This window comes from Novosphingobium sp. 63-713 (genome assembly GCF_001898925.1).
Classification (GTDB): Bacteria; Pseudomonadota; Alphaproteobacteria; order Sphingomonadales; family Sphingomonadaceae; genus Novosphingobium.
This window is the reverse complement of the sequence record NZ_MKVS01000053.1, coordinates 23,866-45,959: the sequence shown is the minus strand read 5'-3', so window position 1 is coordinate 45,959 and position 22,094 is coordinate 23,866. Positions and strand designations below refer to the sequence as shown.

General features: G+C 61.1%; 21 protein-coding genes and 1 tRNA gene. 13 read left to right on the top strand and 9 right to left on the bottom strand.

Features of this window, described 5'->3' with window-relative positions:
* The first annotated feature begins 334 nt into the window (after positions 1-334).
* From BGP00_RS24630 to mltG, 3 genes are all read left to right on the top strand, one after another.
* The gene (locus BGP00_RS24630; RefSeq protein ID WP_168603874.1) at positions 335-571 is read left to right on the top strand and encodes an acyl carrier protein; all 237 of its coding nucleotides are present in this window, start codon (positions 335-337) and stop codon (positions 569-571) included.
* Between the two features lie 273 nt (positions 572-844).
* A complete protein-coding gene (fabF, locus tag BGP00_RS24625) occupies positions 845-2,107 on the top strand; it encodes a beta-ketoacyl-ACP synthase II (RefSeq protein WP_168603873.1) in 1,263 nt (420 codons plus the stop codon).
* Positions 2,108-2,238: 131 nt separating this feature from the next.
* Entirely contained in the window at positions 2,239-3,210 is a 972-nt protein-coding gene (gene mltG / locus BGP00_RS24620; RefSeq protein WP_168603872.1) for an endolytic transglycosylase MltG, read from the top strand.
* On the opposite strand, the gene BGP00_RS24615 is transcribed toward mltG, so the two are convergent.
* Positions 3,207-3,602 carry a sugar transporter gene (locus BGP00_RS24615; protein ID WP_292692443.1) on the bottom strand — a complete coding sequence of 132 codons (396 nt, stop codon included), beginning with the start codon at positions 3,600-3,602 and terminating at the stop codon, positions 3,207-3,209. The two genes, mltG and BGP00_RS24615, sit on opposite strands and share 4 nt — an antisense overlap.
* A gap of 245 nt (positions 3,603-3,847) precedes the next feature.
* On the opposite strand from BGP00_RS24615, the gene BGP00_RS24610 reads away from it, so the two are divergent.
* The 8 genes from BGP00_RS24610 to BGP00_RS24575 all read left to right on the top strand — a co-directional run bounded on the left by BGP00_RS24610 (position 3,848) and on the right by BGP00_RS24575 (position 13,951).
* Positions 3,848-3,924: transfer RNA gene (locus BGP00_RS24610), tRNA-Met, on the top strand.
* A 190-nt stretch (positions 3,925-4,114) separates the two neighbouring features.
* Positions 4,115-5,350 carry an integrase family protein gene (locus tag BGP00_RS24605; RefSeq protein ID WP_292692445.1) on the top strand — a complete coding sequence of 412 codons (1,236 nt, stop codon included), beginning with the start codon at positions 4,115-4,117 and terminating at the stop codon, positions 5,348-5,350.
* 141 nt (positions 5,351-5,491) lie between these two features.
* The gene (locus BGP00_RS24600; protein ID WP_292692447.1) at positions 5,492-5,740 is read left to right on the top strand and encodes a helix-turn-helix domain-containing protein; all 249 of its coding nucleotides are present in this window, start codon (positions 5,492-5,494) and stop codon (positions 5,738-5,740) included.
* A 1-nt stretch (position 5,741) separates the two neighbouring features.
* The gene (locus BGP00_RS24595) at positions 5,742-7,067 is read left to right on the top strand and encodes a type II toxin-antitoxin system HipA family toxin (protein ID WP_292692450.1); all 1,326 of its coding nucleotides are present in this window, start codon (positions 5,742-5,744) and stop codon (positions 7,065-7,067) included.
* 397 nt (positions 7,068-7,464) lie between these two features.
* Positions 7,465-8,043, top strand: coding sequence for a sigma-70 family RNA polymerase sigma factor (locus tag BGP00_RS24590; protein ID WP_292692453.1), 579 nt, complete (start codon positions 7,465-7,467; stop codon positions 8,041-8,043).
* 50 nt (positions 8,044-8,093) lie between these two features.
* Positions 8,094-9,125, top strand: a complete 1,032-nt coding sequence (locus BGP00_RS24585; RefSeq protein WP_292692456.1) for a FecR domain-containing protein — start codon at positions 8,094-8,096, stop codon at positions 9,123-9,125.
* A 66-nt stretch (positions 9,126-9,191) separates the two neighbouring features.
* A complete protein-coding gene (locus BGP00_RS24580; protein ID WP_292692458.1) occupies positions 9,192-11,792 on the top strand; it encodes a TonB-dependent receptor in 2,601 nt (866 codons plus the stop codon).
* A 155-nt stretch (positions 11,793-11,947) separates the two neighbouring features.
* Complete coding sequence (locus tag BGP00_RS24575) at positions 11,948-13,951, top strand: Atxe2 family lasso peptide isopeptidase (RefSeq protein WP_292692461.1); 2,004 nt, start codon at positions 11,948-11,950, stop codon at positions 13,949-13,951.
* A gap of 32 nt (positions 13,952-13,983) precedes the next feature.
* Here the strand turns inward: BGP00_RS24575 and BGP00_RS24570 are convergent, their stop codons facing one another.
* The 7 genes from BGP00_RS24570 to BGP00_RS24540 form a co-directional block, all read right to left on the bottom strand.
* Positions 13,984-15,765 carry an asparagine synthase C-terminal domain-containing protein gene (locus tag BGP00_RS24570; protein WP_292692463.1) on the bottom strand — a complete coding sequence of 594 codons (1,782 nt, stop codon included), beginning with the start codon at positions 15,763-15,765 and terminating at the stop codon, positions 13,984-13,986.
* On the bottom strand, positions 15,765-16,487 hold the full coding sequence (locus BGP00_RS24565) for a lasso peptide biosynthesis B2 protein (protein ID WP_292692466.1): 723 nt from the start codon (positions 16,485-16,487) through the stop codon (positions 15,765-15,767). The genes BGP00_RS24570 and BGP00_RS24565 overlap by 1 nt, the downstream gene beginning before the upstream one ends.
* A gap of 17 nt (positions 16,488-16,504) precedes the next feature.
* On the bottom strand, positions 16,505-16,645 hold the full coding sequence (locus BGP00_RS24560; RefSeq protein WP_292692469.1) for a hypothetical protein: 141 nt from the start codon (positions 16,643-16,645) through the stop codon (positions 16,505-16,507).
* Between the two features lie 125 nt (positions 16,646-16,770).
* Complete coding sequence (locus BGP00_RS24555) at positions 16,771-17,382, bottom strand: GntR family transcriptional regulator (protein WP_292692472.1); 612 nt, start codon at positions 17,380-17,382, stop codon at positions 16,771-16,773.
* Positions 17,379-18,275, bottom strand: coding sequence for a phytanoyl-CoA dioxygenase family protein (locus BGP00_RS24550; RefSeq protein ID WP_292692474.1), 897 nt, complete (start codon positions 18,273-18,275; stop codon positions 17,379-17,381). The genes BGP00_RS24555 and BGP00_RS24550 overlap by 4 nt, the downstream gene beginning before the upstream one ends.
* Before the next feature lie 11 nt (positions 18,276-18,286).
* On the bottom strand, positions 18,287-18,931 hold the full coding sequence (locus tag BGP00_RS24545; protein ID WP_292692476.1) for an acyl-homoserine-lactone synthase: 645 nt from the start codon (positions 18,929-18,931) through the stop codon (positions 18,287-18,289).
* A gap of 85 nt (positions 18,932-19,016) precedes the next feature.
* Positions 19,017-19,754: a LuxR family transcriptional regulator gene (locus tag BGP00_RS24540; RefSeq protein WP_292692479.1), complete on the bottom strand. Its 738-nt coding sequence runs from the start codon at positions 19,752-19,754 to the stop codon at positions 19,017-19,019.
* Between the two features lie 229 nt (positions 19,755-19,983).
* On the opposite strand from BGP00_RS24540, the gene BGP00_RS25440 reads away from it, so the two are divergent.
* Both BGP00_RS25440 and BGP00_RS24535 read left to right on the top strand, forming a co-directional pair.
* Entirely contained in the window at positions 19,984-20,214 is a 231-nt protein-coding gene (locus tag BGP00_RS25440; RefSeq protein ID WP_366522382.1) for a DUF6499 domain-containing protein, read from the top strand.
* A gap of 31 nt (positions 20,215-20,245) precedes the next feature.
* Positions 20,246-20,791, top strand: a complete 546-nt coding sequence (locus tag BGP00_RS24535) for a DUF2285 domain-containing protein (protein WP_292692482.1) — start codon at positions 20,246-20,248, stop codon at positions 20,789-20,791.
* 314 nt (positions 20,792-21,105) lie between these two features.
* On the opposite strand, the gene BGP00_RS24530 is transcribed toward BGP00_RS24535, so the two are convergent.
* Entirely contained in the window at positions 21,106-21,981 is an 876-nt protein-coding gene (locus tag BGP00_RS24530; RefSeq protein WP_292692485.1) for a bestrophin family ion channel, read from the bottom strand.
* Positions 21,982-22,094: the final 113 nt, after the last annotated feature.

Below are 22,094 nucleotides of genomic sequence, written 5' to 3'. Positions count from 1 at the left end.
CCGCGCCAGAGTTCGTCGGACTAAAGCTCGTCGGAATCGTCGAAAAGCAGGATCGGGCGCGAAAAGCCCATTGAGCGATGAAAACGCACGAATCGGCTCATTTCATCCCTGGCAGGGCGAACTGTTGAGACCAGCCGGACTTGCATTCCCATGACGGGCCCTCTCCTGCGGTGGATGAAAAACAGGGCTGACACCGGCCAAGCGGGGCGACAATTGAGGTGCGATGAGGGTTGGCACGGTTGTGATGTGCAATCCCGCTTGCCAGTCTGCGCGCCACCCATTAGGGGCGCGCATTGAGTTTCACAATTTCGCCGCTTTTCGTAAGGGGAATATCATGAGCACCATCGAGGCGCAGGTTAAGAAGATCGTTGTCGAACACCTCGGCGTTGAAGAAGACAAGGTCGTCGCCGACGCCAGCTTCATCGACGATCTGGGCGCTGACTCGCTCGACATCGTTGAACTGGTGATGGCTTTCGAAGAAGAATTCGGCGTGGAAATTCCCGACGATGCCGCCGAAAAGATTGCCACGGTCAATGACGCCATCGCCTTCATCGAGGCGAACAAGGGCTGATTTTGCCAAAGGGCCGGTGGGGCTGATGCACCCGTCCGTTAAGGGGCGGGATGATGTCGCCCCGCAGGTCCTGCGCCGAAATGGGGGATGGCCCGGGCCTGAACCTTTGATCGGCGTCGACCTTTGGGGTCATAATCAGGCCCGGTCCGCTTAATCGGGCCGGGCTTGCTTGTTATCGGACATTTGGCCAGAATAAGCGCTTGTTGGGTCGCTGTTTGCTGCCGCAACGGCTGGTCGGTATGGTCTGCCGATGGGGCAGAGGGAGAATCGAGAATGCGTCGTGTTGTCGTCACCGGGCTTGGTCTGGTCACCCCGCTGGGCGCTGACGTGGAAACCGCCTGGGCAAATATCCTTGCCGGCAAGTCCGGCGCGGGCAAGATCACCAAGTTCGATGCGTCGGCGCAAAAGTGCCATATCGCTTGCGAAGTGAAGCCGGCCGACCACGAATATGGTTTCGATGCGAGCAAGCGCGTCGATCACAAGATCCAGCGTCAGGTCGATCCCTTTATTGTTTTCGGCATTGATGCAGCGGGTCAGGCGCTGGAAGACGCCGGTCTGGTGGACGCGCCCGAAGAAATGCGCCTGCGCATGGGCTGCTCGATCGGCAGCGGCATCGGCGGTCTGCCGGGTATCGAAAGCGAATCGCTGGTGCTGGCCAACAAGGGGCCGGGCCGCGTTTCGCCGCATTTCGTCCATGGCCGCCTGATCAACCTGATCTCGGGTCAGGTTTCGATCAAATATGGCCTGATGGGGCCGAATCATGCAGTGGTCACGGCCTGCTCGACCGGCGCCCATTCGATTGGCGATGCCGCGCGCATGATCCGCGACGATGATGCCGACATCATGCTGGCGGGCGGCGCGGAATCGACCGTGTGCCCGATCGGCATTGCCGGTTTCGCTCAGGCCAAGGCGCTCAATTGCAGCTTTAACGACCGGCCCGAACAGGCCAGCCGCCCCTATGACAAGGACCGCGACGGTTTCGTCATGGGCGAGGGCGCGGGCGTGGTCGTGCTGGAGGAATATGAGCACGCCAAGGCGCGCGGCGCGAAGATCTATGCCGAAGTGGTCGGCTATGGCCTGTCGGGGGATGCCTATCATGTGACGGCGCCGCATCCGGAAGGTTTCGGGGCGTTCCGCTCGATGGAAATGGCGCTGAAGAAGGCGGGCATGACGCCTGCCGACATCGATTATGTCAACGCCCATGGCACCTCGACCATGGCCGACACGATCGAACTGGCCTCGGTCAAGCGCCTGTTCGGCGATGCTATCGGCAATGTCTCGATGTCCTCGACCAAGAGCGCCATCGGCCATCTGCTGGGCGGCGCGGGCGCGGTGGAAACCATTTTCTGCATTCTGGCCATCCGTGACCAGATCGTGCCTCCCACGCTTAATCTGGACAATCCCGATGAAGGCACCGAGGGCGTCGATCTGGTGCCTCACGTGGCCAAGAAGCGCCGCGTGCGCGCGGCCCTCAACAACAGCTTCGGCTTTGGCGGCACCAATGCCAGCGTTGTTGTGAAGGCTCTGGAAGACTAAGCAGGGTGTGAAGGGGGGGGGCTTGCCATCGGGCGCCTCCGTCCCCACCTGTGGAACAAGCGGTGGCGGGCGCCTTTGGGGGCTCGCCTTATCTGTATCTGGCATCAGGCAGAAGAGAGCCCGAAGCGCCCATGAAGAAACCCGTCCTGATCGTTCTTGGCGCGGCCGCGCTGGCCATTGGCGCTCCGGTGGCCAGCCTGCTGCATGGCTGGTATGGGGCGGGGCCTTTGCCGCAGGACCGTGCCTTTACCGTGCCTGACGGTGCGGGTCTGACGGTGGTGGCGGCGAAGCTGCAACGCGAGGGGGCGATCTATTCGGCGCGGGCGCTGCGGTTTCATGCCAAGCTGATGCGGGCCGGAGGCGGCATCAAGGCGGGCGAATTCCTGTTGCCCAAGGGTGCCAGCGAGCAGCAGATCCTGGCCATCATCACCGGCGATCAGGTGCTTCGCCGTTTTGTCACCATTGCCGAGGGGCTGCCCTCGATCATGGTCAAGGAGAAGCTGCTGGCCAATCCCGACCTGATCGGCACGGTCGATGCTCCGCGTGAGGGCAGCATCCTGCCCGACACCTATGACATCAAGAAGGGCGCCACCCGCGCCTCGGTGGTGGCCACGATGCAGGCGGCGATGACCAAGGTGCTGGCCGAGGAATGGGCCGCGCGCAGCCCCGACACAGTGGCCAAGACGCCGGAGGAGGCGCTGACGCTGGCCTCCATCGTCGAAAAGGAAACCGGCAAGCCCGAGGAGCGCGCGATGGTGGCGGGCCTCTATTCGAACCGCCTGCGTCAGCATATCATGCTGCAGGCCGACCCGACGATCATCTATCCCATCACACAGGGCAAGCCGCTGGGTCGCCGCATCAAGCAGAGCGAGATTGCGGCGAAGAATGATTACAACACCTATTCGATGATCGGTCTGCCCAAGGGGCCGATCACCAATCCGGGGCGCGATTCGATCCATGCCGTGCTGCACCCGGCCAAGACGCAGGCGCTCTATATGGTGGCCGACGGCACCAAGGGCCATGCCTTTGCCAATACGTTGGAAGAGCATAACAGGAATGTCGAGCGCTGGTTCGCCATCCGCCGGCAGCGGGGCGAGATCTAGCTCAGCAGATCGCGCCCGGCGGCGGCATGGGCATAGGCCATCGAGCCCAGCGCGATGACCAGGATCACCACCGGGAAGGCGATCACGCCCGGCCCCTTGGCCTGCACCAGCGGGGACAGCACCAGCGCATAGCTGAATTGCGCGACGATCCCGACGATCGAGGCGGCAAACAGCCACACCGCGACCCGCCGTTGCAGCAGCAGTGCCACCGCGCCCAGCAGGCCGCTCCAAGAGGCCACCGCATAGGCGATCCATGCCCAGAGCGGCATGGCGCGCCATACCTCGATCTGCACCTCGTCGCCCTGCGCCAGCGTTTCCGGGCTGGTGCTGGATTGAAGCGCCCACATGGCCACGCCCACCGCGTTCCACAGCACCAGAGCGATGGCGATCATGCGTTGCTGTCTGGCCGTTTTCGGCATGGGCTGCCTCCCCCCTTATTTGCCCGGAATGTGACAGAGGCCCCCGCTATGCGCAAGCATCCGCATCAGGCCGGGCAGGGGTGGCGGACGGTCGCGCGCACCGTTTTGAAAAAAATTTCGCCAAACATGCAATGGGCTGTTGACGCATGGGCGATGCGTGGCTATTCGCGCCGCCTGCACCGGGCAATGGTGACCGACACGGTCGCTGCCAGTCATGGGGCGGAGTAGCTCAGCAGGTTAGAGCAGCGGAATCATAATCCGCGTGTCGGGGGTTCGAGTCCCTCCTCCGCTACCAAGGTGTAACACCCCTCAGGCATTGTATTTCTGGCGGTTTTCCGCCGTTTCGAGGTGGTGAGCAGGCCCAGATCAGACCAAATCCCCAATTTCCGATCCAGTCAGATTTAGACAGATTCAGACCGGTTTGGACACCTATTGTGTCATGATTTGTGTCATCGTTTTATCGCCTCGCATTGGTCGAGGTTATCATGGGAAAAGCCCAGAATTTCAGTCCTTCGAGCCTTGATGGGCTTACATCCGGCAGGGTTTCCGATCCCCTTGTCCCCGGACTTTGTGTCAGTGTTTCCGCTTCGGGCCGCAAAACCTGGTTATTTCGGCGTCGGGTTGCCCGCTCGGGCGCGATTGTAACGCTGACACTCGGGACCTTTCCGGCCTATACGATTCCCGTCGCTCGGGCATGGGCTGCAGAGCTTAACGCGGCGATCGAGAGGGGCGAGGATCCTCGCGCTCTAAAACGCGCTGAGGAGGCCCGACAAGGGCTTACGGTGGCCAGAGCGCATGCTCTCTACATGGAAGCCATGCGGCGAGGGGATCGCAAGACACTCAAGCCCAGAACGCTCTATGACAAGGAGGTGATCTTCATCCGCGATATTGAGCCCCGACTAGGTAAGGTGGGATTGCAGCAACTCACCGAGGACGGGTGTTGGGAGGCCGTCTATGACAAGGCCAAGGCCTCGAAGGTTCGTGCCAACAAGATGGCTGGAGAATTGAGTTGCTTTCTGAAGTGGTGCGCGGGACGCGAGGGGCGGATGGCGGGCATCGAGGCCATGGTGCATCCCGCCCCAACTCTCAATTCGAACTGGTTCTCGACCGGCCCCCAAGCCAACAAACGCTTTCTCGGCGATGATGAAATCGGATGGCTCATGTGCGCTCTGGTCGATGAGCCATTGATCTATAGACGTGGCTTCATGCTGCTGTTGCTGACGGCGGCACGGCGCAACGAACTCTTTGGCGCGCCTGCCTCTGAATTTGTGGATGGTCTTTGGACACTGCCTGCCGCCAGGTCGAAGAATGGCGAGGAAAATTATGTAGCTCTCAGCCCATGGGGAAGGGCGCTGGCCCAAACGAATCATGAGTGGCTGTTTCCGTCTCCGCGACTTGATGGTCCTCAACTGTTTGGCTGGTTTCAGGCCCGTTCCCGAGTGCATAAGCGGATGGAAGAGCTTGCTGGAGTGACTATCCCATCATGGCACTTTCATGATTTTCGTCGGACCTTCCGATCAAATGCCCGGCGGATCGGCATTGATCGGGACATCGCCGAACTCATGCTCAATCATAAGCGCAAGGGTATCGAAGGGGTCTATGACAAGAATTTGGAGTTGGAACTGAGGCGCTCCGGCTTTGCGGCATGGGAGCAATTCCTTTGCGGGCTGGCGGTCAAGGCGGGTGTCGATCACGCGCTGGGGGTGCTTGCTTCAGCGTGATCAGGCAGTGCCCGCGCATGGACAATGTGTAGGCGTATCGTCCTGTTTTATACCCCACAGGGCATTGCAGATGTTAATACCCTGTGGGGTATATTGTAAATATATACCCCTTGAGGTATATGGCGATCAATGGAGATGCCCATGGATCAGATTATACGATTGCCAAGCCAACTCGGTGCGCTTGTTCGGAGCGCACGACTTGAGCGCAATTTGACCCAGCAGCAACTGGCGAACCTCATCGGCAAGCAGCAGAAGACCATATCTGCCATTGAAAACGGCAGTGAGGGGACCAAGCTCGACACGCTGCTCAGCGTGATCGCCATACTCGACCTCGACCTTCAAGTCGTATCACGCCGCAAGGATGGCAAAGACATCACGGATGTCTTCTAGAATGGCGCGCAAAAAGACGCATACGCCGCTCAATGTGCTGATGAATGGCCGCCTCGTGGGCCGTCTGGAAAAGGCGGCCAGCGGCGCGACCAGTTTTCAATATGCGGCAAGCTGGCTGGCATGGGAGCATCGCTTCGCTGTATCATTGTCACTTCCCCTGGTACCCACTGCCTATCGTGGTGCTGAAGTTGCTGCGGTATTCGACAATCTGCTGCCGGATCGCGATGCGGTGCGCCGCCGCGTGGCTGAACGCATGGGGGCGCAGGGCATCGACTTCTATAGCCTGCTGGAAGCCATCGGGCGTGATTGTGTTGGTGCGATGCAATTTCTGCCGGAAGGGCAAGGAGCGAACGAGCCTGGCATAAAAGGCGAAAAGGTCAGCGACCTGGATGTCGAAGCGATGCTGGCCGACCTGTCGCAGGCGCCGCTCGGGGTCGATAGAGATCAGGAGTTTCGGATTTCGGTAGCCGGGGCGCAGGAGAAGACCGCGCTGCTGCGTCTGGATGAGCAATGGTATCGTCCGGTGGGGACCACGCCGACGACGCATATCCTCAAACCTCAACTCGGTCAGATCCCGACTTCGGACGGGATGATCGATATGTCCGACAGCGTGGACAATGAACATTATTGTATGAAGCTTCTTGAGGCATTCGGCCTCAACGGCGCAAGGACGCAGATTGCTAAGTTTGGCGCGCGGCGCGTGCTGGTGGTCGAGCGGTTTGATCGCAACTGGCGTAATGGGCAGCACATCATCCGCCTGCCGCAAGAAGATACCTGTCAGGCGCTTGGCATTCCGCCGACGCTCAAATACCAGAGCGATGGCGGCCCCAATATGCGTGACATTCTGGGATTGCTCAAAGGCGCTGACGATGCGCAGGGAGATCAGCTCACGTTCTTCAAAAGTCAGATTCTGTTCTGGCTGATTGGGGCGACGGATGGCCACGCCAAAAATTTCAGCATCTTTCTGAAGCCGGGCGGCCGCTACAGCCTGACCCCGTTCTACGATGTCCTGTCAGCGCAGCCCGCCTTCGATAAAGGGCAGATCGCACAGAACAAATTCCGGCTGGCGATGTCTGTGGGCAAGAACCGCCACTATCGCATCGCCGAAGTGATGGGACGGCATTTTGTCCAGAGCGGCAAGTCCGTGGGACTTGGCGGGGACGCCATGCGCCATGCGATCATGCAATTGCTCGACCGTGCGGAACAGGCACCTGTTCAGGCACTGGGTCAGATGCCGGATGATTTCGCTCATGCCATTCATGAGAGTGTCGCGGCGGCGATGGGGAAAAGATTGCCGCATCTCGCGAGCGCGCTTGATGAACTTTGACCGGAAGATGCCGGTGAAGCGAACTGTGCGATACATTTCGATCTGCGCCAAATGGCGACGTTGACCTGATATTTCAGAACCGATTCGCGATTGATTATTGCCGTTTCATAAAACTGTCGTATCCTTTGCGGGCATTGCCTTTCGGGCGATGTCGAGGCGTGAGAACCTCGCTTGAGATTGATGAAATTCTGGTCCGTCCTGTCTGGAGTCCGGGTGGCCGACGCGTATGTCCAGGCCGCTTGCGGCTAAAGGCGTCGGCGCATGTTCAAGCGTGTTCTCAACACCCGGCTTTCGCCGGCTACCGCCTCGCAATGTGAGGTGAGCCGGGCATGGAAAATGGACAAAGGCTGAGCGAGGGTAGCGGTCGGTTGCCGCGGCCCATGCTGCGGGGCCTGCGATGAGGGCGATCCGCAGCATTCTGGCGGGTCTTTCGCCGCGCCTGACGGAGGGAGTTCCGCTGCCGCCGGACGACCGGGTGGTGAAAGCTTCCGCACTCGCGCTCGAGGATATTTATCGTCGCGAGGCGCCCCGGATGATCCGCGCCATGGCCAGATTGTCCTCCTCTCAGGATGCCGAAGACATCGTGCATGATAGTTTTGTCCAACTGGCCCGTGCCGGGTCAGACCGGACGATCGAGCAGCCGGAGGCCTATCTCAACCGGATCGCCTCCAATCTGCAATGCAATCGCGCGAAATCGGCCTTTGAACGCGCCCGTGCGCTGAGCACACCCGTCGAGGACGTCGTGCTGTCCGGACCTGATCCGACGGCCCAGCTTGAGGCACGCGACATGATCCACCGTATCCAGAACGCCCTGATGCGGTTAAGTCCCAAGACCCGTGACATATTTCTTTCCCACCGCGTCGATGGACTGAGCTATGGCGAGATAGCCGACGGCATGGGACTGAGCGTCAAGGGGATCGAGTGGCATATGACCAAGGCAATCGCGCATCTCGATCGCAGCCTGAGGACGCGATAATGGCAGGAGCGGGGCTGGGGCCCATTCCCGGCGATGCGGGGCCCGACGCGATGCGTGAGGCGGCAGCGGCCTGGCTGGCGAAGATCAACGGTCCTGCCGGGGATGCCTGCCGCGAGGACTTCGAGGACTGGTACAATGCCGATCCGCGCCATGCCGAAGCTTTCGAGGCCATTCTCGAAACCTGGGAGCAAAGCCGTCTGGCGGCCTTCACGCCGCTGGCCACATCGCGGCAAGCCCTACGGCGGCGGGAAGATAAGGGGCGATCCGGCTGGCCAAAAGTGCTGCTGGCGGCGGCAGCGAGCATCGGCCTGACGGTGGCGGTGCTTGTCGGCTATGCCATCCACCACCGGGATGCATCGGAGCGTCGGGCAAGCGAACTGGTGGAGGTCGCAAGCCGTGTTGGCGAGATCCGGACCCTGACGCTTCCCGATGGTTCGCATGTCACGCTCGACACGGCCAGCGCGATTCGGCTGGCCTTTGCCGGTGACGAACGCCGCATCGTGCTCGAGCGGGGGCGGGCGCGTTTCGAGGTTGCGCATGATCCCAGCCGACTCTTCGTGGTGCAGGCGGGAAATCGCCTCGTCATCGCCCATGGCACGATTTTTGACGTCGATCTGAATGAGCAGCATATCGCGGTTACCCTGCTGCGCGGTTCGGTCGAGGTCAAACGCTCAGCCGATCCGGCAGATGGTGCGAACCGATCCGGCATGATGTTGGTGCCGGGGCAGCGCCTGACCTGGGGGCTGGAGACGGCTTCCTCACCGATCTTATCTTCCGCTGCCGCTTCGGATGCAGTTCCCGTCGCGGCAACCGGGGAGATTACTGGCTGGCCTTCGGGCATGCTTGTCTTTGATGACCGACGTCTGGCCGATGTCATCGCTCAGGCCAATCGCTACAGTGAGCATCCTATTGTTTTGGCCGATCGTGCGAGCGGAGCGCTGCACTTTACCGGTACGGTCGCGGCAAAGGACACTGAAGGGCTTGCCGGGTTGCTCGCGGCCTCTTTTCATCTGGCCCTCACGCGCGATGCCGAAGGGAATTTCATCCTTTCGTCTTTGGACACAAAAAAAGTCCCAGGGTAAGTCCGGGCCTGTCTTGTCAGTCACCTCGGCGGCGCCGTTCCCGCGCGTCGTCCGGGGAGCATATTCATGGGTTTGTTGCGTAAAGCGGCGCTGGTCGCCTCGATCACCACCAGTCTGACCATATTCATCCTCACCGCGCCCGGCACCCATGCCCAGGGGGCAGTTGTGCAGGGACCGGCGGTTCACCACTATCATCTGCCGGTACAATCGCTGGCTGCGTCTCTGCAAGAGGTAGCGCTGGCCTCGGGTGTCTCGGTGGGCGTGGCTTCGGGCCTCGTAGCCGATCACCGGGCGCCTGCGCTCGAGGGAGATTTTACACCGCAGGCCGCGCTTGTTGCCCTTCTGGCGGGTTCGGGCCTTCATGCCCGTCAACTCGGAAACGGGCTGGTCATTGAAGCCGACGAAGTTCGGGGAGGGAGCAGCGCGCGGCCGGGGGAGGGCGATCCCGCCATTCTCGTCACAGGAAGCCGCATTCGCGGCGCGCCGGTCGCCTCGCCGGTCATCACCCTTGACCAGAGCGCCATGCGCGAAGCCGGTGCGACAAGTCTGGGCGATGTGATGCGCGATCTGCCGCAGAGTTTTGGTGGAGGTCAGAATCCGGGGATCGGCATCAATGTTCCGACCGCCAGCGGCACCAATGTCGGCGGCGCTTCGACAATCAATCTGCGGGGGCTGGGCAGCGATGCGACCCTCACGCTGCTCAACGGACATCGGCTGGCCTATAATGGTACGCGTCAGGGGATCGATCTGTCGGCGCTGCCTTTCGGTATCATCGACCGTGTCGAGGTGGTGGCCGATGGCGCCTCGGCGCTTTACGGATCCGATGCGGTGGCCGGTGTCGCCAATATCCTCCTCAAGCGCGATTATCAGGGGCTGGAAACCTCGGCCAATATCGGAGCTTCGACCGACGGCGGCAATTTTCGGCAGCAATATGGCGCGGTGGCGGGGCGCAAATGGGCTTCGGGCGGCTTTGTCGCGGCTTACGAATATGCGAGCAACACCAATATCATGTCGAACAGCCGAGCCTATGCCGTTTCGCGGCCCGGCGTCATCATCTTCCCGGCGATGCGGCATCACGCTGCCGCCCTGTCGGGCCATCAGTCGCTGACCGACACGCTGACGCTGGAGGTGGACGCGCTCTTCAACAAGCGCTGGAGCCTGGGCGGTTATGCCACCAACAATGCAGGCGACTGGTCGCTCAGCCATGCCGACACACGCTCGACCAGTCGTTCGGGCGCCATCGCACCATCGCTGAAATGGGATCTGCCCCATGGCTGGCGCCTGTCGCTGGCCGGGGTCTATGGCACCGAGACGGTGACGCTTTACAATGGCATCTTCACCGGCGCCAATCTCACATCTTCGGCCTCGGGCTGCTATTGCAACACCGGCAGTTCGGTCGAATTGGCAGGGGATGGTCGGCTGTTCACGCTGCCGGCGGGGCCTGCAAAACTCGCGATGGGCGGGGGCTATCGCTATAACAGTCTCCAACTGTTCCGCGCTGCGGGCAGCGCCAGCAACATCGACGCTTCGCAGGACAGTTTCTATGCGTATGGCGAAGTCAGCCTGCCTCTGATCGCACCGCAGCAGGGGGTTCGCGGCATCGACCGGCTGAACCTGAGCGGGGCTGTTCGCTACGAGCGCTATCCCGGCGTGGCTTCAGTCGCGACGCCCAAACTGGGCATCATCTATGCGCCCTTCGAGGATATGACGATCAAGGGAAGCTGGGGTCGCTCGTTTCGCGCGCCGACCCTGTTTCAGCAATATAGCGCGCAATCGGTGATCCTCTATCCGGTGACCAGCCTTGGAGGAACCGGCTATCCCAGCGGTTCGACCGCGATGCTGCTGACCGGCGGCAATCCGTCGCTCAGGCCAGAGCGCGCCGAAACCTGGACCGCCTCGCTCGAATATCGGCCGCATCAACTGCCGGGTCTGCATCTTCAGCTGGGCTATTTCTCGACGATCTACAAGGATCGTATCGTCACTCCGATCACCTATACCGCGCAATCCCTGACCAATCCGCTCTATGCCTCGCTTGTGTCGCTGTCGCCGGGTTCGGCGGCGGCGAGCGCGGCCTCGGGCAATCCGCTGCTCTTCACCAATCTGACCGGTGCGGCTTTCGATCCCGCCCGGGTTGTCGCCATCGTCAATGGCACCAGTCTCAATGCCGGGCGTCAGACGATCCACGGCATCGACATGCTCGCCGATTATCGAACCCGGCTTGGAAAGGATGGCGGTCAGCTGACCATGCTGGGTAATATCGCCTATCTTTCCAGCAGCCAGCAATTGCTCCCCGGCGCTGTGGGTGCCGCTTTGGCGGGCACTCTCTTTAATCCGCCGCACTGGCGCGGCAGGGGCAGCATCAGCTGGAGCAGCGGCGCCATCACGCTCAATGCAACAACCAGCTATATCGGCGGGGTTGAAGACACGCGTTTCAATCCCCGGGTCAAGATTTCCGGCATGGTGACGCAGGATATGACAGCGCGTTATGCTTTTGGGCCGAAGAGCGGGATCCTGCGGGGCACAACACTCAGTCTGAGCGTCCAGAACCTGTTTGACAGCCATCCGGCGACCATTGCGACGACGGCGTATTACGACACGGCCTATGACAGCACCAATTATTCGCCGGTCGGGCGCTATATCGGCATGGGGGTTACCCGGGCATGGTAAGGTTGGCTTCTCCGGCATGGCGGGCAAGCCCCATGTGTCTGCCTGTGTGCATCCTCGGACTGGCGTTATGGTCATCGCCGGCGCTGGCCAGCTGCGACAAACTGCTCCCCGCATCGGGAGCCTTGGGGGACGAAACTTCGTTGCCATCGCGTCTGGTGACGCCTGACGACCTGCTTGAACTGCGCGATATCGGCCAGCCCGATTCCGCGCTTTTCGAGGCGCAAAGTCCACTGGCGATCTCGCCCGATGGGAAAAGGCTCGCTTTTGTAATGACGCGCGCCGATCCCGAAGCCAACAGCCAGTGCCGGGCGCTCGTGGTGATCGATCTTGCGGGCGGTAGGGAGCCGCAAGCCCTCGATCGCGGCGGTGAATTTCCGATCATGAAGGCGCCGCAGCGGGGCGTGCTCTATCGGCTGGGTCTGCCCGTGACGGTGACGCCGGTCTGGTCGCCTGATGGGCGCTGGATTGCCTATCTTCGTCGCGATCATGGAACCACTCAGCTCTGGCGCGCGCGCAGCGACGGCAGTGGCGCGCAGGTCATGACCCATTCTGCGGTCGATATCGAGGATTTCACCTGGAGCCCGGAGCAGCGCCGCTGGATATTTGCGGCAACGCCCGGTCTGCGGGAGGCGGCACGGCAAATCGATAGGGAGGGAAACAGCGGCTGGCTCAATGATGTGCGCATGGTCCCCAATGTCGGGGCCAGACCTTTGCTCCCGGCCACGCTCAAGCGCGAGGTCTTTGCGCTTAATCTCGAAAGCAGGCCAGAAAGTGGGCCGGAAAACTGGAAGATCGAAGCAGCAAGTGAAGCGGAGCGGGCGCTGCTGAAAGCCCGTGACACGGCCCTGCCATCAGCACGTTTTGCGGAAGGGCGCCGGGCCTGGGCCGAGCATCTCACGCCAAATCCCTATAGCGGGTTGCGCCTGCTCGCCGAGGATCGGGCGGGAAAGACTGTGATCTGCCGGTCGGAGGATTGCAGTGGTTCGCTGAGCAATATCTGGTGGGAAGCAGGCGGGCGTTCATTGATCTTCCTGCGGCGCGAAGGATGGAACCGGGGGCAGATGGGCCTGTTCCGTTGGGTTCCGGGGCAGAGCAAACCGCGCCGGATCCTGCTCACCGGTGATCTTCTGCATGGCTGCGTGCTGGCCGTTGCGGCGCTGATCTGCACTTCGGAAAATGCGGTTATGCCGCGCCGGATCGTTTCCATCAGCCTGCGCGATGGCGCGCAACGCCTGATCTTCGATCCCAATCCCGAATTTGGCCATTTGCGCCTCGGCACGGTTACCCGCCTTACCTGGCGCAATGACAAGAGCCTGCCCGCCTGGGGCGATCTGGTTCTGCCGCCCGATTACCGACCGGGCACCAGACTGCCGATGATCATCACGCAATATCACAGCGATGGCTTCCTGCGCGGCGCGACGGGAGACGAATATCCGATCCATGCCTTTGCCGCGCGCGGTTTTGCCGTGCTCAGCCTCGAGCGACCACCTCTGTTCGGCAGCGACCGTTCAGACCTGCGCAACTGGGAAGAAGTCTTTGCCGCCAGCATCAAGGACTGGGCTGACCGACGAAGCCTGCTTTCCTCGATGGTGACGGGCATCGATCAGGTGATTGCCCGGGGTTTTGTCGATCCGGCAAGGATCGGGATCACGGGCCTGAGTGACGGGGCTTCGGAGGCCCGCTTTGCTCTCGTCAACACGCGGCTGTTTGCTGCGGCGGCCATCAGCAGTTGCTGCACCGATACCAACGCGATGATGAATGCAGGGGGAAGCGGTTTTGCCGATGCCATGCATGCAGCGGGCTATCCCAAAACGATAGAGGACAATCGTGCTTTCTGGGCGCCCTACTCGATGGCGCTCTCGGCGCGTAGGATGGATCGCCCTTTGCTGATGCAACTGGCTGATAGCGAGATGGGGTTAGGGCTGGAGACTTTCACCGCTTTGCGCGAGGCCGGTCAGCCGGTTGAAATGTATGTATTCCCCGATGAAACCCATAACAAATGGCAACCGGCCCATCGCAAGGCGATCTATCAGCGCAATCTCGACTGGTTCGGCTTCTGGTTGCAGGGCAAGGTCGATCCCGATCCGACCAAGACTTCGCAATATGAGCGATGGCAAGCGATGAAAGCAGCGCTTTTGGCCAAGGGGGTAACCCCATGATGTGTCTATGACCGCGCCTGTTCATCCTGTCGTCACCGCGTTGATCCAGGCGCCCATCCATGGGCCCAGACCTCGACATCGACAAATTGCAGCAATCGCTCGAACCCCTTGCCCTTGATCGGGCCGGGAGCATCGAGAATGCGCAGTACGCCCGGCAGGTCAATCAGACCTCGCCGGGCCAGTTCCCCTGAAGTCAGGAGTTCGCGTATCGCAAGGCGATGAGTCTCGTAGATCTGGGCAATGAAACTGTCGGGTGTGCCTTTGGATCGCCGCAGCAGGATATCGGGCGGCAGGATATCGGCGAAGGCCTGGCGGGCGACCATGCGATTATGGCCTGCCTCAAACCAGAACCAACTCGGAATTCTCAGGCATAATTCGACCAGTGGCTGGCTCAGCAGCGGGGCGATGATGGGTAGAACTGCCTGCGGGTCGAGGCTCTCGACATAGCTTCTCGCGATCGCGACAAAGCGCATATGCATCGCCTTGCCGGGCAGGCTGCCGGGTGGGGGAACCAGCCAGGGGTGTCTGCGCGGCACCGCCGTCTGTTTCTGTGCGTCAGGCGAAAGCAGATCGAGTTCGGGCCTCAGGCGGAAGGCGGGTTTGCCCAGCCAGGCTCGCTGCAGGGCATCGCCGAGCACGGCGGGCAGGCTCGCCTGCGCAAACAGGCTCATGTCCTTTGCCGTGCGCAGAAAACCGGTTCCAGGCCCTTCGACCAGCAGGCGATCAGCGGCGGGCGATCCTGATTGCAGCGAACAAAAGACATTGTCGCCGCCGCCGCCGTTGAAAATGGCGTCAGCGCCAACTGCGCGTGCAGTCTCGTGAGCAAGGCGCAGGGATTCCACGGCAAAGCCGCGCACGCAGGGGCGCGGCAGATTACGGGCACCCGATTGCCTGATATCGAACCGCGTTACCTCGCGGAACGTCTCGGTCAGCCCGTTGCCGAGGATCTCGCTTACTCGTCTGGCATGCAGCCTTTCATCGCCGTTGGGATCGTCGGTCACCAGATTGAGTGCATGAAACTTGGTCGGCTGCCGCGACAGGCAGGCCGCGACAAGCGAGGAATCGAGGCCGCCCGAAAGCGTGAGCAGCACGCGCTCATAGGACGAGGCGCGCGCAGCAATGCAGTCGAGGGCGGTATCGCGGAGCAGGCGGGCTGCCTCGTTGCGGTTGCCGATTTGTGCTTTCCGCTCGGCAAAGGCCCAGGGCGTCCACAATGTGTCATGGATGCTGCCCTCAGAGCCGATCGACAGCCTGTCCCCGCCGGGCAGCTCCCGCACACCGGCAAGACAGGTCGCGGAATGATGAATGTCGCGATGGACCAGATGGCGCAGGGTCTCGCTCCAGTCGACGACGGGCCGATAGTCCGCCAAAGCCATGAGCAGTTCGACATCGGAGGCGAGAAATATCGCTTCGTCAGTTTCCAGGATCAGACACGGGAGTTCGCCCATCGGTGCGCGGATGATCTCGATCCGCACTTCCTCGGGAGTATGAAGGACAGCCAGGTAAGGCCCCCAGCACGAATGGGTGAGCCAGTGCCCCCGGCTGACGGCAATTTTTTGCTGATCCGCCTGCGACAGGATCTCGATGGCTTCGCGTCCGCCGTTCAGGAAAAGCGAACCCAGGATGACGCCATGGGCTCCGCAGCGCAGGACAGACTTGGCCTTGGCGGCGAGAATGAGCGAGCCGTGATCGATCAGGATGTCGAGATCGCCATGGCGCAGAATGGCTTCTCTGAAACGCGCGGTGCCATAATTGGTACTGGCATCATCATGGCAGGCCTTCCGGTCGATCCGGGCGAGGAAGCGGGTCGCCATCAGACGGCCATGATCGGCGTATAGGCACGGATCATATCGATCCGATCATTGACCAGCCATGGGCCGGACTGAACCCAGCTATGGGCGGCAAAGGGGCGGAGCTTCACTCCGATCACGAGATCGCCGGGGAGATTATGCGCTGCAAGGCAGCGGGCAAGTGCCAGCGAACGGGACAGGCATTTATCGTGCGAGCGCAGGAAACGCGAGGTCGCCTCGAAGGCCGAGGCCATGCTCTGGATCGGATCGAGTTCCACCTTGCCCGAGCGCGGCCACGGGCATTTGATGTGATCGAGCCTTGTGAGGATATCATCGAGATGGCCGCAGTGGAGGCTGAGGCGCGCGCCGGCAATATGGATCATCGCGCTTAGAAAGCGGCCCGTCGCGACTTGCTGGTCCGGCGTGTCGAGCAGGCTGGCCCTTGCGATGTGACCAGAACGAAACGGAACGGGCACGGCTGGGCCTGCTGTTTCGAGGAGCACGCCTGATCGCAGCATTCCTCCAAGATCATGTGGATGGGAGAGGGTGAAACTCTGCCCCCTGTCGTTCATCATCGTGCGAAAACTCTGTTCCACACCCGGCTGGAGACAGAAATAGCGGTCATCCACGGTATCGAGAAACAGCAGTCTTTCGCTCACTTCGCAAAAGGAAATGCCCGCGCGCAATGCATAGCCCATTCCGGTTCTCCGGCAGTAAATGGCGCGCGGCATGTGGCCGCGCGCCATCCGATCATCGGGATGGATCAGTCGTCGGACAGGCCGGGCAACTGGACGCCGAACTGTTCGTCGCCGCCGCCGATACCGCCCAGCGTCTCGACGCTGGCGGTGCCCAGGTCGATCAAACCGAGGTCGATCAGATCGTCATGCTGTTCACAGTGAGCCATGATACACTCCTCTTGAAATGTCGCGGAAATTCGCGACGGGAGAAGTGTAGGTTTTTGAATCAAATATATGAAATTTATAAGGATTACACATTGAATTTATAATTGCGTCGATGAAGGCCACAGGGTCAGGTCCGGTGATAAAGGGCGCGCAGGATCGCACCGGCCAAGCGGTGGCGTCGGCGATGATAGCGCACAAGAAGGCGCTGCATCGCCATGTGATCATCTAGGCGTGATGCCGCAGCCAGCTCCTCGAGTTCCTCGGTCAGTCCTTCGATGACTTCCTCTTCTGCCATGCGTGCACGGTGCAGGCGGGTGTTGAGATGGGCGATGGCGCGCGCATGCTCGCTGTTGCGCGAATGCCTGCCGATCCATGCGAAAAGCTCTGCGCAGCGCGCTGCCGGATCCTGCCCGGCTCCGGCGAGCGGATTGGCCCGAAGATCGCGGCTTTCGCGCGGCCAGTGACGGAGCGCTATTTGAAGCAATTGACCCGACCAGTCGTAACGATCCTGAAGGGCTGCTTCATCGAGCAGGGGCAGGCAAAAGCCACCTCCCGCTCTCGCTTCGACCAGCCCTTCGCCCGACAGGACGTGGAGCGCCTCGCGGACCGGGGTGGCGCTGGCGCCAAGCTGGGATGTCAGCAGGGCAGGGTCCAGCCGGTCGCCCGGCCTAATATCGCGATCCATCAGGCGCAGCCTCAGTGCCTTGAGCACGCGTTCGGCGGTGGCTCCCGCGTTCATGAAGGGCGATGCGTGCCTGTGCCGGCATGCCTGTCCAGATAGGCCTCGATCAGCCTCTCCTGATCGGGGCGCAGCGCGTCGATCGCTCCCAGACGCGGCTCGAGCCTGTCGCCGAGCAGCACCGAGGGGCACTGCCCCTCGAAATTGCCGAGATTGGGGCGATGCTGGCAATAGCCGACCAGCGTCGCGAGATCGGGCGGGAAAGTTCGGGCCACCTCGGGCGGATAGGCGAGCCACTGGTTTTCATAGGGTTTGAGCCAGCCCAGACTATAGCCGATCACCACGCCGCGCCGGACCTCAAGCGAGTCATTGGCGCCGGCGCCATGCAGCGTTGATCCCAGAAACAGCAGGGCCGTGCCGGGTTGCATCTCGGCGGCAAAGGGCACGCCCTCGGGTTCGGGATTGCGCGCCTTCATGCCGTGGCTGGCCGGCCAGATCCGCGTGGCGCCATTGCTTGCAGTAAAACGTGTCAGCGGCCACATCACATTGACCAGATATTCGATCTCGCCGACCGGGCCGCGCCACATGTCCTGATCGCGATGCGGCAATTGCGCCGGAGCGCCGGGATGCACGCCGATCGCCTGCGTCGTGTTGAGCTGGATACGGTCGCACCAGGGCAGAAGCACATTCTCGACGATGCCGAGGATAAGCTTGTGCTGGATCAGCGCTCTGGCCTGCGGCGAGCGGATCAGCAGGCGTCCGAAGCGTTTGGTCGTGTTGCCGTAAAAGCCGCCCTGACCGAATGGCGTTTCGGCAAAGTCTTCTTCCAGATCGTGATCGAGGTCGTCGATCAACGCTGGCGGCAGGGCATCGGGGATGAGACAATAGCCACGATCGAGCAGGGTGGCAGTATAATGCGCGATCCTCGCAGCCCATTCGGTTTGCAGTGTCATGATCTTTTCCCTCAGGCTGCTGCGCGATGGCGGCTGGAAGGGTGCCGTGCGGTACGGTGAACATTCATGCCCGGTGTTGATCCGATGCCACCTTGCCTGAGCCGTTGCGGTGTCTCAGGCGTGATGTCGATGCGCAGTGCAATGATCGGGCTGCCCTCGGCAAAGCCGGGAGCGCCCAGCGCGCGGCATTGCCAGCCGAAGCGCTCGATCTGGGCAAACCAGGCTTGCCCCGCGATCGCGACATAGGTGGTGATGCCATGGACGATGGCATGGTCGGCAAGCGCCATCACCAGATTGTCGCGCACCTGTCGGCGCTTCGTCGCATTCAGCCGCCGGTCGAGGCAGAAACGCGTGATTTCCGCGACTTGGGGGCCGTTTGGGGGCATCTCCTCGCAGAGATGGGCATAGAAGCTGCCCAGAATATGCGGGCGGCTCGTGGGCAACAGCCGTGCTGATCCCAGATGCTCGCCATCCGATTTTGTCAGCACGATATAGTCGGCATGGTGCGTGTCGAACTGGTCGATCTCGTAGTGCCCGGCGAGCACGGGCAAGTTCCATTTGAGAAGATCGACAAACACCGCTTTGCGCGCGGCGAACATCGAACGCATCGTTGCTTCGGGGATGGGCGGCGAAAGAAATGGATAATGATGTGCCATGGTCTGGCTCCCTTGCTGTGAAGGAGCCAGCATCGCGGCAATCGGTTGGGCCGTACTATCCCGGAAAAGGGGGATAGTGCCGGACTCAGGGATGGGAGAGCATGATCACCCCGTCCACTAGCGCGAGAAAGACCAGCGATGTCCGCTTGTTCACCCCGTAGCGTTCGCAGGCCTGCCTGACATGGCTGGCCACGGTCTCCTCGCTGATGCCCAGGATCTGGCCGATCTCCCAGTCTGTCTTGCCGCGAGCGACGAGATCGATGCATTCGATCTGTCGCGCGGTCAACGCCGGGCGCAAATGTACGGGCCTGCCACGTATGGGCCAAAGTCGCCGTGCCGCGCCAAAGGCGGCGATACCGGTCGCCTGAGCCAGTATTTCGGTCATCGGGTGGTCAGGGCGATCACCTTCTCCCACGAACGTGCAGGTTCCGCAGGCTTCGCCGGGAATGTGAACCGGTATGGTGAAACCTTCGCCGATGCCCTGTTGACGGCCCAGCGCCATGATCTCCTGATCGCGGGCACTCAAGCGGATCAGGTTTTGCATGTTCGACCACCAGAAGCCTTCGGCGGTCAGATGGCTGGCGCGGTGGACGGGATCGATCAGGCCCAGCCCCTCGCGTTCATAATAGTCGGCCCACCGTTCCGGATAATTGTGAAGCCGGATGGCCCTGGTTCCGTGGCTGGTCCTGACATGGTGGGTAATGGCAAAATGCCGGAAGCCGAGCCAGGCGCTGACGTCCTCGACGGCGGTCCGAAGCGCCTCAGTGCTTTGTGTGTTTTCAACGACCCGCCTGAACTGCGTGATGATCCTTTCGATGCCCATGTGGCCTGTTTTCGACCCCGGGCGATGTTTCAAGCCGCCGGGTTCCCGAGGTCGTCCTTTCCTCGCTTGAAGGTCTGGAAATGGGGTCTCATGTCATCTCCAGTCCGTGCTTTGCATGATTTAGGTTTAGGAAAAAGAGTATTTTCCATTGATATTATTTTATTTAATTTCAAAATTATAATTGAATTTCTTTATTTAACTTTGCCGTGTGTCTCTGCATGTCTCCGTCATGTGGGGGCATGGATGGCCTACCAGTCTGATGGATAGAGTTGACCGGTATATGGCTCGCGATCGCTGGCAGGATCCGCGCGCCTACCATAGGCTGCGTGACATTGATCGCGCCGGATTGATGTGGGAATGGCTCCGGCGCGATCACGATTATGTCGAGTGGTACACTCGCGCGAGCGCAGCGACCCGGGCGACAGGCGAGCCGGTCCGGTGGGGGCTGCACTTTCGCTGAAGATCCCGATCGCCCGGCCCCAGAGGCCAGGGTGATCTGGAGTGCTGCGCTCGATCCCGCCATTCTTCCAGTCGCGATCATCAGCGATCGCGGACCACAGCAGGACAGGGTCGTGCTGGGTGATCTCGCGCCTTGGCTGACGATCGCGATCGGGCCGACGGGCAGGGAGCATGTGCTTTTTTCCGACGGCTGGCATCACATCCGTCTCGATATTGCCGAGGGCCATCTTGCAGGGCGCGATACTGCCCGGTTCCAATACCGGTTTGATGGCCTGACTTCGGCGGAGAAACTGATCCTGCCGTTGCGGCGATTTCTCGCGCTTTGTCGCCATCGCCATTTCCCTTCGGCCCTGTTTCCACATGACCCGCGTATCGCGCGCGGTATCGACATGCTGCGTGTGCATGACGCTCTTGTGCAGGGTGCAAGTCAGCGTGAAATTGCCACGGCCTTGTTCGGCACGCGGCGCGTGACCGATGAATGGGGAGGCGTTTCCGATTCGCTGCGCTCGAGGGTTCGGCGATTGGTCAGCGATGCACGGGCGATGGCTCAAGGTGGATACAGGTCCTTGCTGCGGTGATCGCGGCAGCGCTGATTGCCTGTTCATTCGCAACCAGATCGTACGCGGTTCCGGTTCGGGGGCGCCTATGCGCCCGAAAGATTTACGCGCCACTCGAGTCTCAAGCCACGATATCGTTGACGAGTTGTTCCGGAGCAGACCCGTGATTGGGTCTGGTTGGCAGGCCGCCGTCCATGAAGATGGCCGTTGGCCATGGTGTGATAGGGCAATCGACATGTTGCGAAGATGGCGCCTTTGGTCGTAATCACGGGCGCAGAACGGCTTTAAGGCCAGCAGAGATGCAGGGCCTGCCGATGGCGCGGCACGGATAGCCATTACCACAATACACCGTGGTCCGGTTGGACGGGTGGCGGCGCTGGCCTGTCGATCATTTCCTTCAGATCGATCTCGATTGTTCCGCACATGGCAGACAAGGGAACGTCATGGACGCCATTGGCGAAAGGATCGGTGAGATCATCGCCGATTTTCAGCGCAGCCAGAAAGATCATGCCAATGATGGTCGAACCGACGGGAGTGAAAAGACCCAGCGATTCCACCACGGCGACGGGCAGGATAAGGCAGAAGAGCCGGGTGAAAAGATCCGGCAGGAAGCGAAATCCCATCGGCAGCGGGGTATTCTTGATCCGCTCCATTCCGCCCTGTGCATTCGTGATGTCGATGAGGATGCCTTCCAGAATGGACTGCTGGATCATGTCGATATTGCCATTCTCCCTTGCCACGGCCACGATGCGCGAAATGTCTTCCGAGAGAGCATTGGGCCAGTTGGTCCGCCCGATGACAAACTCCAGCGTGTCGTTATCGACCATACGGCTGATCTCGCCCGTCGCGTCCTGCCCCCGCAGCCTGCAACGCATGGCATGGACGAAAGCGATCTGCCGCAACACGATTCCCTCGAAGCTGTATCGGTCGGGAAGGAAACTCTTGGCTACGCGGGCCAGATTGCGCGAGGCGTTGATCAGGGCGCCCCACAAGGTTCTGGCTTCCCACCAGCGCGCATAGGCCGCGTTGGTGCGAAAACCCAGGAACAGGCCGAGTGCGGTACCAAATAGCGCGACCGGCAGCGGTGGCTCCTTTATAGGCGTGTTGAAATGGAAAGCCGTGACCGCAACGTCCCAGGCAAACAGGAGACAGAGCGGCTTCCAGATCTCGAGCGCGATCTGCTTCATGCGTGGTCGTGTTCCGACGATCATAGTTTTATTCCCATGCAGAGTTGGATACGGGCGCCGGTCCTGTGGTCAGGACACCCTTCTGCCGTTGGCAAGAACGGCCGCTTTCCCGATTTTTGCCGTGCCTGATACAAGGA

What these genes read in the sequence shown, in the direction of transcription:
- BGP00_RS24540 (WP_292692479.1), bottom strand. Translation starts at nt 19,754, where the DNA reads ATGGGCATCGAAAGGATCATCACGCAGTTCAGGCGGGTCGTTGAAAAC.
- BGP00_RS24545 (WP_292692476.1), bottom strand. Translation starts at nt 18,931, where the DNA reads ATGGCACATCATTATCCATTTCTTTCGCCGCCCATCCCCGAAGCAACG.
- BGP00_RS24615 (WP_292692443.1), bottom strand. Translation starts at nt 3,602, where the DNA reads ATGATCGCCATCGCTCTGGTGCTGTGGAACGCGGTGGGCGTGGCCATG.
- fabF (WP_168603873.1), top strand. Translation starts at nt 845, where the DNA reads ATGCGTCGTGTTGTCGTCACCGGGCTTGGTCTGGTCACCCCGCTGGGC.
- BGP00_RS24555 (WP_292692472.1), bottom strand. Translation starts at nt 17,382, where the DNA reads ATGAACGCGGGAGCCACCGCCGAACGCGTGCTCAAGGCACTGAGGCTG.
- BGP00_RS24595 (WP_292692450.1), top strand. Translation starts at nt 5,742, where the DNA reads ATGGCGCGCAAAAAGACGCATACGCCGCTCAATGTGCTGATGAATGGC.
- BGP00_RS24550 (WP_292692474.1), bottom strand. Translation starts at nt 18,275, where the DNA reads ATGACACTGCAAACCGAATGGGCTGCGAGGATCGCGCATTATACTGCC.
- BGP00_RS24605 (WP_292692445.1), top strand. Translation starts at nt 4,115, where the DNA reads ATGGGAAAAGCCCAGAATTTCAGTCCTTCGAGCCTTGATGGGCTTACA.
- BGP00_RS24580 (WP_292692458.1), top strand. Translation starts at nt 9,192, where the DNA reads ATGGGTTTGTTGCGTAAAGCGGCGCTGGTCGCCTCGATCACCACCAGT.
- BGP00_RS24560 (WP_292692469.1), bottom strand. Translation starts at nt 16,645, where the DNA reads ATGGCTCACTGTGAACAGCATGACGATCTGATCGACCTCGGTTTGATC.
- BGP00_RS25440 (WP_366522382.1), top strand. Translation starts at nt 19,984, where the DNA reads ATGTGGGGGCATGGATGGCCTACCAGTCTGATGGATAGAGTTGACCGG.
- BGP00_RS24590 (WP_292692453.1), top strand. Translation starts at nt 7,465, where the DNA reads ATGAGGGCGATCCGCAGCATTCTGGCGGGTCTTTCGCCGCGCCTGACG.
- BGP00_RS24530 (WP_292692485.1), bottom strand. Translation starts at nt 21,981, where the DNA reads ATGATCGTCGGAACACGACCACGCATGAAGCAGATCGCGCTCGAGATC.
- BGP00_RS24600 (WP_292692447.1), top strand. Translation starts at nt 5,492, where the DNA reads ATGGATCAGATTATACGATTGCCAAGCCAACTCGGTGCGCTTGTTCGG.
- BGP00_RS24585 (WP_292692456.1), top strand. Translation starts at nt 8,094, where the DNA reads ATGCGTGAGGCGGCAGCGGCCTGGCTGGCGAAGATCAACGGTCCTGCC.
- mltG (WP_168603872.1), top strand. Translation starts at nt 2,239, where the DNA reads ATGAAGAAACCCGTCCTGATCGTTCTTGGCGCGGCCGCGCTGGCCATT.
- BGP00_RS24565 (WP_292692466.1), bottom strand. Translation starts at nt 16,487, where the DNA reads ATGGCGCGCGGCCACATGCCGCGCGCCATTTACTGCCGGAGAACCGGA.
- BGP00_RS24630 (WP_168603874.1), top strand. Translation starts at nt 335, where the DNA reads ATGAGCACCATCGAGGCGCAGGTTAAGAAGATCGTTGTCGAACACCTC.
- BGP00_RS24570 (WP_292692463.1), bottom strand. Translation starts at nt 15,765, where the DNA reads ATGGCGACCCGCTTCCTCGCCCGGATCGACCGGAAGGCCTGCCATGAT.